This window comes from Leptospira sarikeiensis (genome assembly GCF_004769615.1).
GTDB classification, from domain to species: domain Bacteria; phylum Spirochaetota; class Leptospiria; order Leptospirales; family Leptospiraceae; genus Leptospira_B; species Leptospira_B sarikeiensis.
Window position 1 is genome coordinate 1 of sequence record NZ_RQGF01000004.1, and the last position, 15,991, is coordinate 15,991.

Annotated in this window: 13 protein-coding genes and 1 tRNA gene; 12 read left to right on the top strand and 2 right to left on the bottom strand. The window is 41.4% G+C overall.

What is annotated here, in order from left to right:
* Window positions 1-63: 63 nt before the first annotated feature.
* From EHQ64_RS00370 to EHQ64_RS00380, 3 genes are all read left to right on the top strand, one after another.
* Window positions 64-1,209: a cytochrome c family protein gene (locus tag EHQ64_RS00370; protein ID WP_246048487.1), complete on the top strand. Its 1,146-nt coding sequence runs from the start codon at window positions 64-66 to the stop codon at window positions 1,207-1,209.
* Between the two features lie 142 nt (window positions 1,210-1,351).
* Window positions 1,352-2,929 carry a Na+/H+ antiporter gene (locus tag EHQ64_RS00375; protein WP_135647474.1) on the top strand — a complete coding sequence of 526 codons (1,578 nt, stop codon included), beginning with the start codon at window positions 1,352-1,354 and terminating at the stop codon, window positions 2,927-2,929.
* 20 nt (window positions 2,930-2,949) lie between these two features.
* Window positions 2,950-3,708 carry a hypothetical protein gene (locus EHQ64_RS00380; RefSeq protein WP_135647538.1) on the top strand — a complete coding sequence of 253 codons (759 nt, stop codon included), beginning with the start codon at window positions 2,950-2,952 and terminating at the stop codon, window positions 3,706-3,708.
* Between the two features lie 3 nt (window positions 3,709-3,711).
* On the opposite strand, the gene EHQ64_RS00385 is transcribed toward EHQ64_RS00380, so the two are convergent.
* Together EHQ64_RS00385 and EHQ64_RS00390 are read right to left on the bottom strand one after the other, a co-directional pair.
* Window positions 3,712-3,795, bottom strand: a tRNA-Leu gene (locus tag EHQ64_RS00385).
* Window positions 3,796-3,818: 23 nt separating this feature from the next.
* On the bottom strand, window positions 3,819-4,223 hold the full coding sequence (locus EHQ64_RS00390) for a PaaI family thioesterase (protein ID WP_008595600.1): 405 nt from the start codon (window positions 4,221-4,223) through the stop codon (window positions 3,819-3,821).
* A 110-nt stretch (window positions 4,224-4,333) separates the two neighbouring features.
* Between EHQ64_RS00390 and EHQ64_RS00395 the strand changes: the two genes are divergently transcribed.
* The 9 genes from EHQ64_RS00395 (at window position 4,334) to EHQ64_RS00435 (ending at window position 15,989) form a co-directional block, all read left to right on the top strand.
* The gene (locus tag EHQ64_RS00395; RefSeq protein WP_135647475.1) at window positions 4,334-6,343 is read left to right on the top strand and encodes a hypothetical protein; all 2,010 of its coding nucleotides are present in this window, start codon (window positions 4,334-4,336) and stop codon (window positions 6,341-6,343) included.
* Window positions 6,344-6,574: 231 nt separating this feature from the next.
* Complete coding sequence (locus EHQ64_RS00400) at window positions 6,575-7,156, top strand: peroxiredoxin (protein ID WP_135647477.1); 582 nt, start codon at window positions 6,575-6,577, stop codon at window positions 7,154-7,156.
* 182 nt (window positions 7,157-7,338) lie between these two features.
* Window positions 7,339-8,751, top strand: coding sequence for a Fe-S cluster assembly protein SufB (gene sufB / locus EHQ64_RS00405; protein ID WP_135647479.1), 1,413 nt, complete (start codon window positions 7,339-7,341; stop codon window positions 8,749-8,751).
* A gap of 47 nt (window positions 8,752-8,798) precedes the next feature.
* Window positions 8,799-9,671: a tetratricopeptide repeat protein gene (locus tag EHQ64_RS00410; protein ID WP_135647481.1), complete on the top strand. Its 873-nt coding sequence runs from the start codon at window positions 8,799-8,801 to the stop codon at window positions 9,669-9,671.
* The gene (gene rlmN / locus EHQ64_RS00415; RefSeq protein ID WP_425460374.1) at window positions 9,668-10,741 is read left to right on the top strand and encodes a dual-specificity RNA methyltransferase RlmN; all 1,074 of its coding nucleotides are present in this window, start codon (window positions 9,668-9,670) and stop codon (window positions 10,739-10,741) included. The genes EHQ64_RS00410 and rlmN overlap by 4 nt, the downstream gene beginning before the upstream one ends.
* 31 nt (window positions 10,742-10,772) lie before the next feature.
* Window positions 10,773-11,069 carry a Cys-rich protein gene (locus EHQ64_RS00420; RefSeq protein ID WP_135647485.1) on the top strand — a complete coding sequence of 99 codons (297 nt, stop codon included), beginning with the start codon at window positions 10,773-10,775 and terminating at the stop codon, window positions 11,067-11,069.
* Window positions 11,070-11,109: 40 nt separating this feature from the next.
* Complete coding sequence (locus EHQ64_RS00425) at window positions 11,110-12,834, top strand: ArnT family glycosyltransferase (protein ID WP_135647487.1); 1,725 nt, start codon at window positions 11,110-11,112, stop codon at window positions 12,832-12,834.
* A 280-nt stretch (window positions 12,835-13,114) separates the two neighbouring features.
* Entirely contained in the window at window positions 13,115-14,548 is a 1,434-nt protein-coding gene (locus EHQ64_RS00430) for a M20/M25/M40 family metallo-hydrolase (protein ID WP_135647489.1), read from the top strand.
* Window positions 14,549-15,086: 538 nt separating this feature from the next.
* Window positions 15,087-15,989, top strand: coding sequence for a lysophospholipid acyltransferase family protein (locus EHQ64_RS00435; RefSeq protein ID WP_135647491.1), 903 nt, complete (start codon window positions 15,087-15,089; stop codon window positions 15,987-15,989).
* The last annotated feature ends 2 nt before the right edge of the window (window positions 15,990-15,991 follow it).

Sequence of the window (15,991 nt, forward strand, 5' to 3'; positions counted from 1 at the left end):
GATGGATACGTATGGACAATGGAAAAGATCCGAGTTCGGGAAGAATAAGATCCATTGCCAAAATTGCCATATGCCTTCTTAACATATTGCAAAGAAGAAGAATTTCACCAACGGCATTGGGCATTCCCCCTCGAATCCCAAGGCTCGCTTTCAGTAGAACCGGATCCGGCCTCTTGCGGGAGCTGCCATTCCAAACAATTCGGTTCCTGGAAGTCGACTCTTCACTCCCGGGCCTTAGGCCCGGGCTTTCTTTGGCAATTGCCTAGGCTCGGAAAACATAGTACCGAAAAATGTACAAACTGCCATAGCCCTAATTTAGAGACCAAAAATATATTATTATCCCGTTTAGGTTGGGAAGAAAAGATCCAAGATCCTAAATGGAAGCCCGGGATAGAAGAGAATGGGATCCAATGTGCAAGCTGTCATCTTAGGAACGGGAAAATTTACGGACCGATCCCTAAAAATGGAACATCGGAAAGAATAGTAGAAAATTCGAATATTCCTCACGAAGGTTTTATACCTAAAAAAGAATTCGAAGAGGCCGAATTCTGCAAGAACTGCCATCAATCTCCAAATACTGCAAAACCTGTAAACGGAAAGTTCCTGATGGATACGTATGGACAATGGAAAAGATCCGAGTTCGGGAAGAATAAGATCCATTGCCAAAATTGCCATATGCCGGATAGAAACCATGAATGGAAGGGTATCTCAGATCCGGAAATGGTGAGCCGCGGGATCCAAACCTCTTTGAATGTTCTGGCATCCGGAGAAAACTTTGAAGTTGTTGCCGAATTGAAGAATAGTGGAGTGGGGCATTTATTTCCTAGCTATTCCGTTCCGAAAGTTTATTTGGAAGTTTGGGCAGAAACCAAATCCGGCAAAAGAAATAAAATTTCAGAGAAGATTCTAGGATGGATGTTGGACCTAGAACTACAAACTGAAATTTTCGATACCAGACTTTCTCCCGGGGAAGCCACTCTTCTAAAAACTAAACTTACCAGGCAAGAATTTCAGGAAATCCGAAAAATCCAGTTCGTAGTAACTGTAGATCCGAAAGAATATTATAAAAGAATGTTTGCAGATAACTGGAAATTCAAGGACACATTTCCGGAAAATACTAAACCTTGGGTTTTGCCGTATTTAAAAAAAGCTTTGGAAGAAGCAAACTCCTCCAAATACGAATTTGCTCGTTTAGAATGGAAGCCTTGAAATAAAAAACTCCGAGCAAAAATAAATATTGCAAATACCGGAAGATTCGATACCGATCACAAAAACCAGTAATGATATCACTTTTGGACCGCCTCCCGGATCGATTGGTATCAAATTGAAACAACCGCATCGAGCCTAAGACATGTTGGAACATTTTCCCTTTTATTTAGCTATGATCGTTTTGATCATACTCGTGATCATGTTGAGTAACAGGATCAAAGTAGCTTATCCAGTATTACTAGTGATTGCGGGACTTTTGATCAGTTTTGTTCCCGGAATTCCGGTCCTGAAAATCGATCCGGAACTTATTTTTATCATTTTTCTTCCGCCTTTATTATACGAATCGGCTTGGGCAAATTCATGGAAGGAACTTTGGTATTGGCGTAGGATCATCGGGAGTTTTGCATTTATCGTTGTATTTTTGACTGCGACCTCGGTTGCTCTTGTGGCGAATTCTTATATCCCTGGATTTTCTTTAGCATTGGGTTTTCTGTTGGGAGGAATTATTTCTCCTCCGGACGCGGTGAGCGCGAGTGCGATCATGAAATTCGTGAAAGTACCTGAAAGAATGAGCTCCATTATAGAAGGAGAAAGTCTTTTGAACGACGCTTCTTCATTGATCATTTTCCGTTTTGCAATGATCGCGGTTGCAACAGGACAATTCGTATGGCATCAAGCTGCACTTCATTTTGTTTGGATGGTGATTGGAGGAGTAGCGATCGGTCTTGTGATCGGATTTATTTTTTTGAAGGCACATCAACTTCTTCCTACAGATGTGGACATGGATATAATTCTTACTTTCGTGACGCCTTATGCAATGTACATAGCCGCGGAAGAAACTCACGCTTCGGGTGTGTTAGCAGTGGTAAGTGGAGGGCTTTTTTTATCTTATCATAGACATCGTTTTTTAGGAAGTTCTTCTCGTTTGAGAGGAGAGAATGTTTGGCAAAGCCTTGTTTTTCTACTGAACGGACTCGTGTTTATGCTGATCGGTTTAGATTTGCCGGAGATCGTTTCCGGCTTAAAGGAAGAAGGAGTTAGTTTCGATCAAGCGACAGGATACGGATTATTAGTCACTGCATTCTTGATATTCGGAAGACTTCTCGTAGGATACGGAGCGTTAATGACTACAAGGATCATGAGCCATTTTATCGAAGTAGCGGATGAACATCCGGGATTAAAAGCTCCGCTTATAATCGGATGGGCCGGAATGAGAGGAGTGGTTTCTTTAGCAGCAGCATTATCCATCCCGGTGGCCCTTGCAGATGGAACTCCATTCCCTCATAGAAATCTGATCTTATTCATTACTTTCGTCGTGATCTTAGTAACCTTGGTTCTACAGGGATTAACTCTTCCTTACATGATAAAAAAAATACAATTACCGGATTATGGCGATCATCTTCCTGAAAATGAAGCGGAGAATCTGATCCGAGAAGAATTAGCGAGAGAATCGTTGGATCATTTAACTGGGAATCATAAGGAAGAATTAAAGGTTAGTTTTCATTTACAAAAATTGGTTAAACAATGGGAGATCCAATTAAAACCGGGCGAAACTCCGGTGCTTCCGGAACATATAAAGTCCATATATAAAAACGTTCTAGAAAAACAACGAGCTTTATTGCTGAAAAAGAATCGGAGCGGTAGAAAGATAGAAGAAGCTGTGATCAGAAAATTTCTTCACCAGATCGATTTGGAAGAAGAAAGGATCAAGGCTGAGTGACAGGTCAATTGTCCGAGATTATGGGATCCATATTAGAAGAACCTGAATTTCCAAAACTTATACTCGCTTATAGAGAGGCTTTAAGAAGAAGATATTCTAAGGAAAATCTTTCCAAATATCCAAAATTTTCCTCTATACCTAAAGACAAAGTGGATCTGCTTGTTCGTTATTTTTTGGAACTCTTATACCCTGAATGGGAAGGAAGAAAAAAATTAGACGGAGCATTCGAGTCTCTTGCCGGTTTTGTACATTCTCCTCCCAAAGTTTTCGGTTTGCTCGGATCCCTTAGTATGGCGGTGTTTAAACTTGGCAGGCATCTTAAATCCGCATTTCAAGCAGGGTTTGCAGCCTTAAACTCTTATGTAACCGCTCATAGGTTCGAAGAGACAATGTTCTCTAAGGCAAAAGAATTGCTCGGCCAAGGAAAAGATCTTTTGGATCCATTCGAATTTTCTAAAGTACTTGCATCCGTTCCGAAAAAAGACGCAGACCGATTCAGGGAAGATATTCTGAAATTATTCTCTACACTTTCGGATAAGGAACTTTTATCCAAGATTAAACAACTTATGGATGCGGTAGTTAAAACGATGTTATCCAAACCTAAAACGTATACCCCGGAAGAAGTGGAAGGGATCAAACTTGGAGCAGGAATTCTTACAAAGGGAGAAGAGCTCTTTAGCGGAATGGATCGAAAAGAAATGGATCTGATTTTGGAAGCTATCGATCAAGTGGAGAAGGACGCTTTTGAAGAGGCGATCGCCTTAGCATCCGGTAAATAACCCTGCCGACGGTCGGAGTCGAACCGACACGGGGTTGCCCCCGCTGGATTTTGAATCCAGTGCGTCTACCAATTCCACCACATCGGCGGGTTTAATAATTCCTTAATGGATCAGGAATCGAGTTCGATGTATTTGCCCTTACCGCGGGCAACGATCTTACCGATCTCGTTCTCGATTTCGGCTCTATTTTCGATCACTTTTTTGTTCTTTTTTACGAACCAGCCGCGTAAATGCAAAGGTTGATTCACTTGGGCAGGCTGCAAAAAGCGGATCGTTAATTCGCCGGTTGTCGTTTTAAAATTCATCGCCTCATTGATTTTGGCCATGATTTCGTCCAAAATAGTAGCGATGATTCCGGGATGGATCACATCCGGTGACCCTTGGAACTTTTCAGGTACCGTGTAGTCGCCGTAAGCGGTTTTGGTGTCCTCGTCAAAGGTGATCTTTAACTGAAGACCGTCCGGATTATCAGGACTAGACCCGAAGCTCAGGTTTTCCCGAACCGTTGATTTCATATATGTCAAGTTATTACTTAACATTCATGGTGTCAATCCTAAATTACTAATGAGTTCTGTTTAAGAACGACGTAATACTCTGTCGAAAATAATAGGTAAGAATCTTTTCCATGACGGCACTTCTTTTACTACTAGGTCTCCTTTCAGCTGGGGCAGGTGCGTACACACTATTTCGGGATCCAAACAGATCTTCCGGATCACCCGCGCCTTCTCCTGGTGGAGGTCGTTCTCCCGGAGCCGGTCCAGGTTCAGGTGGGGGAGAAGGAAGTGGAGCCTCAGATAGAGGGAAGTTAGTCAATGTAGGAGATCAGGAACCTCCTTCTTCCCCGCCTTCACAAAGGGGTGGAACTCCTACACCGGATCAAAAAGGAAAACAAGAATGGAGTCCTCCTTCAGAAGAGGGTGGAAAGCCTGACTATCCGGGCTTAAAGAAGAAGGAAAAATTAGAACTTCCTCATGCAACCGACGATATCATTCGAAATAACTCACGTTATGCGCATCATAGAAGACCATTGCTTCATTCTGAAGCGTTGGTGGATAAGGAAAATTTCCTAGGCGCTCTTGAAATATTAAAAAGAACGAATGCTCGTATTCCGGATCAGGATATCAACGAGAAGATCGATGATAATATCGAGGCGATAGAAAATCATTTAAACGCTCCTCCTGAAGAAGAAACATATACTCCGGATGATCCGAATTATACAGGCCCTCCTATTCCTATGGGAGACCTGGTCAGAGCGATCAAAGATATCAGCCAAGCTCTCGGGAACAGCATGTCCCAAGGTTTCTCGAATCCGATCCAGATCCAAGCTCCTCCAGGAACTGAGGCTCCGAAACTTCCGTCGGAACTCCCACCAGGTCCAGTTTCTTATCAAATTATTTCCTATGCCCCTTCTTCCGGACCTCTTCCGCCGCCTCCACCTGGAGCACCGATCTCTTATTCTGCAGGAGCTCCTACTGCACCACCCCCTGGAGGATTTCCTCCTGGACCTGGGGCTCCTCCAAGTGGAGGCCCGCGTGGTCCTGAGGATTTTGCTCCTCCGGAACCTTCTTCTAGAAAACCTAGTGAGCCTGACCATTTAGATCCGAACGAAATGGATCTTCCTGAAGATACTTTCTTCACGGATGAATGGGATAAGTTTAAAGATCTTCCTCTAGTAGATAGAAGGACTGGAGAAGATAGAAGATCCAGTGGAGAAAGAAGAGGAGGGGATGGAGCTCGTAAGGATCGTAGAAGTGATGACGATCGAAGGAAAGAAGATCTATTCCAACAAAGAGATGATTATCTCAAGAAGAAGGCGGAAGAAAAACGCCAAGAAAGAGAAGAGCAAGCATTAGAAGAACCTTTACCAGAGGATTGGCCGAGACCTGAATATCCTCTTTCGGATCAGATCCCAGGTTATCTTCCTGCTTCTTTACCTCTAGTCGATCTAGTTCCGATCAGATTACCTGATCCGGAAGATCGTTTATTAAGAGGAGAACATCTAGAATCACAACCTGCTCCTCCTCCAGGTTCTGCACAGGCACCCGCACCTAGTGGAGAAGCTACGCAAGCTCCTGCAGGTCCAGTAGATTTACCTAAAATAGATCTTCCGGATGCGATCGACGAAAAAAGGCAGGAAGAATATAAGCCGGAAATTCCTCCTCTCGCAGGACCAGGTGCTCCTTCTTCTGCTCCGGCTCCAAGTCCAGGCGCGGAAGAAGCTCCTGAAATAGAAGTTCTGGATGGAGGTCTCGAACCTTTAGACCAGGATCGACCTGAATCTCAAGGAGGATCGGATAAGGACGACGAGCCTAAGATGATCCACGGTATTCTGGAGTTAAAACCTCCGGAAGTGGATGATGCTCCGTTCTTGACCTTAACTTATGATTTTGGGAAGATCCCTCATTCTTTCAAACTCTCGAAGAATTACAGTATTATGGAATACTCATATTATAAGTATAAACCGATGCTGATCAAGGCCCAGGAATTCGCTCGTAGAAAGATGTTGAAGAATGCATTGAACTATTATCGTGTAATTAAATCTCAGAACATCCCTCCCGAACTCAGAAAGATGATCAACCGCAACATTAAAGACATCACAGAGTTCATGGAAAAATATCTAATGGCAAAAGGATAAGGTTCGCACAGAGAACACGGAGCACACAGAGTTAAGAACAGAGTAAGGGAAACTGCCTTCGCACAAAGCTACTCAGTGCCCTCTGTGAACTCAGTGCGAAAAAATCCTAAAACCTGAAATTCTGTCTGGAAATCGAGATTGGGTAAAAATTTCGATTTTTGGAAAAAAAGAAAAACTGCTTTCCTTTCTGGATGTCTAAATTTAGAATGATTCTAAATAGGAGAGAGCCAAATGCCTCAAGTTACTTCACTCGCACCGGACTTTAAAGCGGAAGCCGTTATCGGCCAGCAAATCAAGGATATCAAACTTTCCGATTATAAAGGGAAATGGGTTGTCCTCTTCTTCTGGCCTCTTGACTTCACTTTCGTTTGTCCAACTGAAATCATCGAGTACGACGCAAAATTGGACGAATTCAAAAAAATCGGAGCGGAAGTTCTGGGAGTTTCCGTAGACAGCGCATTTACCCACCTTGCATGGAAAAATACTCCACGTAAACAAGGCGGACTAGGAGACATCAAGTATCCTTTAATTGCGGACATAACTAAATCCATCGCTAGAGATTACGGAGTTCTTTTAGAAGGCGGAATGGCTTTAAGAGGAACTTTCATCATCGATCCAGCTGGAGTGATCCGTCAGTCTACAATCAATGATCTTCCTGTAGGAAGAAACATTGATGAAGCAATCCGTCTGGTTAAAGCTTTCCAATACGTGGAAAAACACGGCGAAGTTTGCCCTGCAAACTGGGACGAAGGCAAAAAAACCATGAAGGCAGATCCAGAAAAGTCCAAAGAATACTTCTCTGCTGTAAACTAATCCAATCTTTACTGAGTCCGGTCTTAGGGCCGGATTCTCCTTTCTTAGAATTTCTCCTGGTCCAAGGGGCCCTATCCTTAAAATCTGGTTATAATAGCTCATATCGGGCAAAACTCGCACTTAGACGATCGGAAAGGATTGCATTCTTTTCTAATAAAGTCTAAGATATGGGAGAAAATAGTATGGCACAAGCACTCGAGATCATTTCAGACGAAGAGAGATTCTATCGTGCGGATAATTTTCCCAAAGGACTTACACGTAAAGTTGTGGAGTCCATCTCCCATATTAAAAATGAGCCTGCTTGGTTGACCGAATTCCGCCTCGAAGCATTTAAAGTTTATGAGAATAAGCCTATGCCTACTTGGGGATTTTTTCCAAACTTCCAAGTTGATATAGACGAATACGTTCATTATATAGGCGCGAACCATAAAAAGAAAAAATCTTGGGACGAAGTAGATCCTGAAGTATTAAAAAGTTTTGAAAGACTAGGTATTCCGGAACACGAAAGAAAATATCTGGCCGGGATCGAAGCAATGGAAGATTCCGAAACTGTTTACGCTAACGTTAAAAAGGAACTTACCGATCTAGGAATTATATTCTGCGATATTGATACCGCGATCAGAGAATATCCGGATATCGTGCGCAAATATTTAGGAACAGTAGTTTCTATCGGGGACAATAAATTCTCCGCATTAAACTCAGCAGTATTTTCCGGAGGATCATTCGCTTACGTTCCGAAGGGTGTGAAAACTCCGATGCCTTTGCAGGCTTACTTTAAAGTCAGTGCCGCTTCTTCCGGTCAATATGAAAGAACTCTTTTGATCGCGGAAGACGGAGCAGAGTTGGAATATTCGGAAGGATGTTCTTCCGTTCAAGACAAGGGCACGAATTTCCATACTGCTGTTGTGGAACTGATCGCTCATAAGAATTCCAAAATATTCTACACCACCATCCAAAACTGGAAAAAGAATATGTACAACTGGACAGTGAAACGAGGCCTTTGTCATGAAGCTGCTCATATCACCTGGACAGATGTGAATATCGGTGCAAATACGATCAAGTATCCCGGTATCGTTTTACAAGGTGATAATTCTACGGGAGATATTCTATCTCTTGCGTTTGCCGGTTCAGGTCAGATCCAAGATACAGGCGCTCGTATCATTCATGTGGGAAAAAACACTCGCAGTAATATTCTTGCAAAAGGTGTTTCTCTCGACGGTGGGATCAACTCTTACAGAGGACTTGTTAAATTTACGACAGGTTCTTCCAACGCATATAGCCATGTGAAATGTGATGGTCTTATGATGGATGATCGTTCCCAATCCCATGCGTATCCTTATAATGATGTGAGCGGTCAGAACGGGACCTTGAATTATGAGGCTACAGTTTCTCGTATTGACGAGGACCAACTCTTCTATCTTCAATCCAGAGGACTTTCCGAAGACGATGCGAAACTTCTTATCATCAACGGTTTCTGCGAAGGTGTGACGAAACACTTAAATGTGGAATACTCTGTGGAGATGACAAGGCTCATAAGAATGATCTTAGAGGACGGGAAAGTTATTTCCGAACATTCGGATTCTTCGGTTTCCTGACCGGAAAAAGACTGGCATTCGATCCGAAATCCGGTCATACAAAACGTATGCAGCAAGTATTGGGCATCTTCCTTGTGGTTGGAATTCTTTTAGCGGGGTATCAACTTTTTTCCCCAGGGGAACTTTCATATCCCGAACCAAAAGAAGAAGAAACGAAACAAGAAGATCCTCCTTCTCAATATTCTTCTATTTTTGCATCCTTTACCGCTTGGTTGGACGGATTGGAAAAAGAATCCGGAGTTCAAGCTATTCCGGAATCTCTTTCGGAAGAAGAGCTAAAAGAACTTTTTCAACAAGGTTTGGATTCTTATAATTCCGCAAAATATGAAGACTGTATTTCTCAATATGATCGATATATTGCGATCAATTCCAAGAATACTTCAGCATTTTATAATAGAGGATTGGCGAAATATTCTTTGAAACGATATGCAGAGGCGGAGACGGATTTTGATTACGCATATTCTTTAGATTCAAATAATTTAGATGCATTATCTTATAGAGGTCTGAGTAAGATCTCTTTGGAAAGATCGGAAGAAGGTATCAAAGATCTGGACCTAGCGATCGATTCCGGTTTAAATAAATCCTATGTTTTTGCAGAAAGGGCGATCCAGTTAAGTGCCTCGGGGAAAACGAGAGAAGGTGTTCGAGACGCGGAAAAGGCAGTGGAGCTCGCTCCTAAATATGCTCGCGCGATCTTTTCCCAAGGTTATGCATATTATTCTGCAAAAAAATATAGAGAGAGTATCGGAGCTTATACCAGGGTTTTAGCGATACTGCCTGATGATTCTATTTCTTATTTTAATCGTGGTTTAGGATATGCCATATTAAAACAAAAGGCAAATGCCTGCCTGGATTATAAAAAGGCTTGGGATCTAGGATATGATCCTGCCGAAAAAGAATATAAGGATTTATGCAAGTGAAAGAAACCCTTTCCGAATCCGAAGTTTTGGAGACTCACTCCGGAAAGATCCCGGTCAAGGGACACACTTTAGAGGAACTTACTCAAATTATTTTAGAGTTAGGGGAAAAACCTTTTAGAGCAAAGCAGATCTATAACGGATTGTACGCAAATCGATACGAGACCTGGGATGATTTTTCTACGATCGGAAAAGATCTAAAAGAAAAACTCCAGGAAAAATTCTCTCTGTCCACAATCCATGTGGCGAAACATTTAAAATCAGTAGACGGTACCCAGAAATTCACTTTCGAATCCGTACCAGGCAGCGGAAAAGAATTCGAGTCCGTTTGGATCCCTTCGGGAGATGGGGGAAGAAAGACGATCTGTATTTCTTCTCAAGTAGGTTGCACCTTAAATTGTAAATTCTGTGCGACTGCAAAACTTCCTTACCAAGGGAATTTAAAAGCAGGAGAGATCATAGATCAGATCCTTCAGGTGGAGAAGATTGTAGGAGATCGGGCTACGAATATAGTCTTCATGGGAATGGGCGAACCGATGCATAATTATTTTAACGTTATGCGTGCCGCAGAACTTTTGCATGACCAGGAAGCTTTAGGAATGGGAGCTAAAAGGATTACCATCTCCACTTCCGGAGTTGTAAATGGGATCCGTAGATTTATAGAAAACAAAGAACCTTATAATCTCGCAATTTCTCTCAATCACCCTGATCCGAATGGAAGAAAAGAGATCATGGACATAGAGGAGAAGTTTGCTCTTCCTGAATTATTGGATGCTGCAATGGAATACACCAAGGTCCTGAAGCGTAGGATCACTTTCGAATATGTAATGATCCCTGAAGTAAATATGAGCCCGGAAGATGCTAAAAAACTAGTGAAGATCGCAAGACGTTTAGATTGTAAAATTAACGTAATCCCTCTGAACACAGAGTTTTTTGGATGGAGAAGACCCACAGATCTGGAAATCAAAGAGTTCCTACGGAATTTGGAACCTGCAGGAGTTCCAATCCTAAACAGAAGATCCCCAGGAAAAGACATCAACGGGGCCTGTGGAATGCTTGCCGCAAAAAGTTGACCCTAGATTCGCCTAGGATAATTTAGCTGGAATGAGGCCTTCTCTTTTTTCGACCTTATTCTTATTCCTTTTTATTTTGATCGGTATTACCGATTGTAAGGACCCTTACCAACAAAAATGCCAAGAGATCTGCGGGTTTTTCACTTCTTGTGTGGAGAAGCAGTTCCAGGCAAAAGGTCCGATCGATCCTTCTCAAAAAAGTTTCATGCAGATAGAATGTGAATCCGGTTGTTTAAGGGAACAAGGATACGCAATGCCTTGTTACGAATCCGAAAAAACATGTACCGGTTTCACTCGTTGTTTGATGGAATCCGGTTTGATGGACTGATCTTTTCGTTTTTCGATTTAATTTGGAGCATTATAAAAATATGAATTTCGTCCGTGATGAAAAGAACGTCCCTTTAGTGAAATATTCTACCTGGTTTCTTTTGGCGATTGCTATCCTGCCTTTATTTTTAACATTTCCTTTGGATGTGATCGATATCGATTCTTCTCAATACGCCGAGATAGGCAGAGAGATGACAGATAGCGGGAATTGGCTTTTTATCCGTGATAATGGTAGAAGATATTTGGATAAGCCGATCTTGACTTTTTGGAAGATCAGTTCTTCTTTTACTCTTTTCGGTCAGAATAATTACGCTTTTCGTTTACCTGCGATCCTGATGACTCTTGCCTCTCTTTGGGGAATTTTTACGATCACCAGATTATATTCAGGAAATATAAAACGTGCTTGGATCGCTGTCTTTTTATATGCTCTTTCTCCCGGATTATATGCGATGGTGGTCGATCCTAAGATAGATGTCTATGTAACACCATACATCATTCTTGTGTTTGCGTTTTATTATTTGGGGACTAAGAAAAATTCCGCCTATTATTACGCGATGTATCTCGCGATGGGACTGGGGTTTATTACCAAGGGACCGATTGCGGTGGTGATCCCAGGGATCGGGATCGGAGGAGATATTCTTTTTAGAAGGGATTGGAAACGTCTTCTCGGAATGAAAATTTTTCCGGGAGGGATTTTGGCGATCCTTCCTCCATTATTATGGTCTATTCCTTTATATTCCGAATTCAATACGTACGGTCCTTATTTCTTTTTATGGGTCCAATCTTTCGGTCGTTTTTATGTGAAGATGTACGACCAAAAGTTCAATCCTCTATTCTTCTATTCTAATTTTTCCTGGGCTTTCGGGATTTTCATTCTTCCTCTTCTGCTTTTTATTGGGACGAGCCTATCTAAGTTTTTTAAAGAGAAAGGTTTCGGAGTATTTGCAAGCATTCGAAAAAATGAATGGAAGGAAAAAGACTTTGTTCCTGCATTCTGGCTTTTCTTATTTCTGTTCCTGATCAGTTTTTCCAAATATCAATTGCCTCAATACATTTATTGGTGTTTGCCTGCGGGTGCAGTGATCGGTTCCGGATTTTTACTTAAACTCGTGGAAGACCAAACGGATACGATCTCCTTCTGGGGAAGAGCTTTAGTTTATCTGACTAGTTTCGGCTTTGTATCTGCTGGGATCTTATTTCCGATCTTAGTTTTGGATGTTCCTGTTTCTTATTATATTTGGGTTGGGATTTATATCGCTTTGGCTGCGTTCCTGCTTCTTTATTTTAAATTAGAAGTGACACTTGGAACACTTGTGCTTTCTGTTTCCTTCTTCTTTACCTTAGTAAGTTTGTATGCGTATCCTCTTCTGGTTTCCTATCAGCCATCGAAAGAAGTAGGGGAAATTATCCAAGAAGCTGAACCAGGAAAAGAAAAGTTTCTGATGTTTGGAGTTCCTGCATCCAAAAGATCCTATGCATTCTATTCTAAACGTTTAACCAGAACCCTATTCGATCCTGAAGTTTTATTCGAAGCGCTGCAGAAGGATGAGGAAAGAATGATCCTGATCTCCGAAAAATATCTGCCTCATTTCGATGAGTTTACAGCAAATCGTATAGATTTGGATATTTTCGCGGAATACCAGAGTTATAAGGTAGCAACTCCTGAGTTAGGATTCTTCTTAAAGGCAAAAAGAGATTCTTTGACTACCAAGGTTTACTTGGGTAAGATCCGGTTTAAACCTGGGAAAGAAATTACGGGCAAATAGGGTTTGCTGTATTTTTTTAAAAAATATTAAAAAAAGTTTAAGGGAAATTTCCACAACCCACCGAATTTTTAATTAGGCTATGTTATGAGCCTGGTTTGGTTTTGGTCCCAGGATTCTCCTGGGGCTACTTTTCCCACTTGTTTTCAATCATTTCTATCGCACAGAGAGCACGGAGTTTCACAAGCTCTGCGACGCTAACCTCAGTGTTCTCTGTGAACTACTTTACGAAACCACATAAGTAATTCTCGACTTTTGATCATTCTTTTATTAGAAATGACAAATGTATTTTTCCCGTTCTCTGCTCCTCTATGTGATCTTTGTATTGTTTCAATGTGTGACTTCTCCTATTCAGCAAACTGCATTAAAGGAAGAGAATAAACTTTTTTCTTGGGAAAAAAGAGAAACTGAAACTGTAAAAATCCTGACTGATCTGATCCGGATTAAATCAGTCAGAGGGAATGAAAAGTTGGTCGCTGAATATATCAAATCTATCTTCGAAAAGGAAGGAATAAAGACCAGATTCTTTCATGAACCGGGATATCCTGATCGTATCAATCTAGTCGCCGAGTTGGAACCTACAAATCCTAGTTCTGAAAAAGGCCTGATCTTAGGAAATCATTTAGATGTGGTAGAAGCGGAGCCTAAAGATTGGGCGGAAGATCCTTTCGGAGGTATCGTAAAAGAAGGAAGGATCCACGGAAGAGGTTCTTTGGATTGTAAAGGGCTTATTGCGATGCAAATCATTTCCTTTTTAGAATTAAAAAGATCCGGAATTCCACTTAAGAGAAAAATAATGTTTCTTGGACTTGCGGACGAAGAGTCCGGAAGTGAAAGGGGAGCAAGATTTTTGATCAAGGCTCATCCTGAACTATTCAAAGGATACGGATATATGTTGAACGAGGGAAGTTTCGGAACTAAGGATGTTGCGATCCCCGGAAGTATAATCTTCAATGTACAATATGCGGAAAAGGGGAATCTTTGGCTGAACGTAAAAGCTAAAGGAGACCAAGGTCACGGAAGTACTCCCAGCCAGAATTATCCTTCTCTTAGACTTTTGAAATTTTTGGAAGAAGTATTGGAATATGATACTGAGATCCGGATCTCTGAAGAAACCCAAGGATTTTTCTATCAATTGGGAAGTATCAGTCCTTTCCCGAATTCATTTATTTTAAAAAATTCGAATATTCCTATTTTAAAAAGATTATTATACGGGCCGATCCGAGGAAACAGGCAATTAAGCGCGATCACTCGGAATACAAAAGCGGTTTCAGGGCTAAAAACGGAAGAAGGAAAAGGTCATAATGTACTTTCTTCTCTTGCTGAAGCTAAGCTGGACGTTCGTCTTTTGCCCGGTTTCGACCCATTGGAATATTTGGAAGAGATCCGAAAGATCGCTAAAAAATATGATGTTGAAGTGGAAGCGGCTTCAACGGTAACTTCGGACAAATCTAGATTAGATTCTATCTTATTTCAAACGGTTGCCGCAGTTGCGACTAAAAAGATCCCAGGAAGTGTTGCGGCTCCATTTATCTCTCCCGGAAAAACGGATAATGCATATTTTCGTCAGATCGGATTGGAATGTTATGGACTCATCCCGGTTCTTCTAAACGAAAAAGAACTTACTATGCTTCATGCTAAGAACGAAAGTTTAAGTTTGGAAAATCTTAAGTTAGGAACTCAGATCATTTTCGAGATCCTGCATCAGATGAATTGAGTAATGGAAGAAGCGCAAGAGATCTTAGGATTTTTTAATGCAGAGGCGCAAAGACGCAGAGTGTTTTTTAGATCTGACGATAAACTTCCTATATCTTAAATTCACGTTCGGGGAAAAATCTATTTCGTAAAAATCCGCTTATGTTGGAACTCCTACAGTAATTTAAAGATCGCCCCCTCCCGACTTCGGGTGGTGGGGAGTGGCTTGTGGGAGAGCGAGATTTTCCTATATCAAAAAATCAGCTTGTTCGCAATCAGAAATTATTATAAACAATTTGTAGGAACTGCCATAACTTACAGGATCTTTACATTGGATTTTTGTGTGGCCAATGATCGATCTTTTCTACTCAAGGACATTCTATAATTAGTAAGTTTGTGATCTTAGAAAAGCCCGAGGAAATTAAGAACAATCGTTAGTTTTATATTCTTCTTTCTTTGCAGCTTTGTTTTGCAAAGCGGTCTTTAGACCAGGGTCTTTCTTTTGCTTGTCATGTGCTTTGGATATAGTCCGATGGCCCAAAACAAGAATTGGATCTACCTTGGTTCGCTATATTATTCCTTACCTATTTTTATATTCGTTTTATCTTCCATTTAGATTTCTTCCGTATAGAGCCTGTCTTTTTTATGGAAAATTTCTAGTATGCCTCCTTTATCCATTAGCTAAGAAACATCGCAAGATCGCTTACGATAATATTTCTTATGCGTTCCCGGAATATTCGGAAGCTCAAAAGAAAGATCTAGTATGGAAAAGTTTTCTTCATATCGGGAACTTGCTCGCAGGAACATTATTCGCTCCCCGTTTAAGCCGCAAATGGATGGATAAGTATCTAGTATACGATGCGGAGTCTTTGGCCATCGAACAAAAGACAATCCAAGATGGAGTGGGAGTCGTTTTGATCTCCGGACATTTTGGGACTTGGGAGATCTTAGTCCAATTTATGGGAATTAGAATGAAGGGAGGAGGGATCTATAAGAAGGTCCGAAATCCTTTCGTGGATAAACTCATTTATAGATTGAGAAGTAAAAACGGGATCAAATTGGTTTCGACTGAAGAGTCTAGCCAAGTAACCAAAATGTTAAAACAAGGTTATTGGGTAGGATTCGGTTCAGACCAAAATGCAGGGAAGGTTGGAATTTTCGTGGATTTCTTCAATCGAAAGGCTTCCACTTATCAAGGCCCAGCTCTTATGGCCTATCTTACCGGAGCAAAAATGTTATTGTATTCTGTTTTATGCGGAGAGAATGGAAAGGTAAATGTTCGGGTCAAAGATCTGGGATTTGTGGATAAATCTGCATTCTCGGATAGAGAGGCCGCGATCAGGCATTATACGGAAGTTTGGACAAAAGCATTAGAGGAAGAAGTGAAACTTTTTCCGGAACAATACTTCTGGGTACATAGAAGATGGAGAACAAAACCCGGAGATTTTCCAGGGCAAGTTTAGTT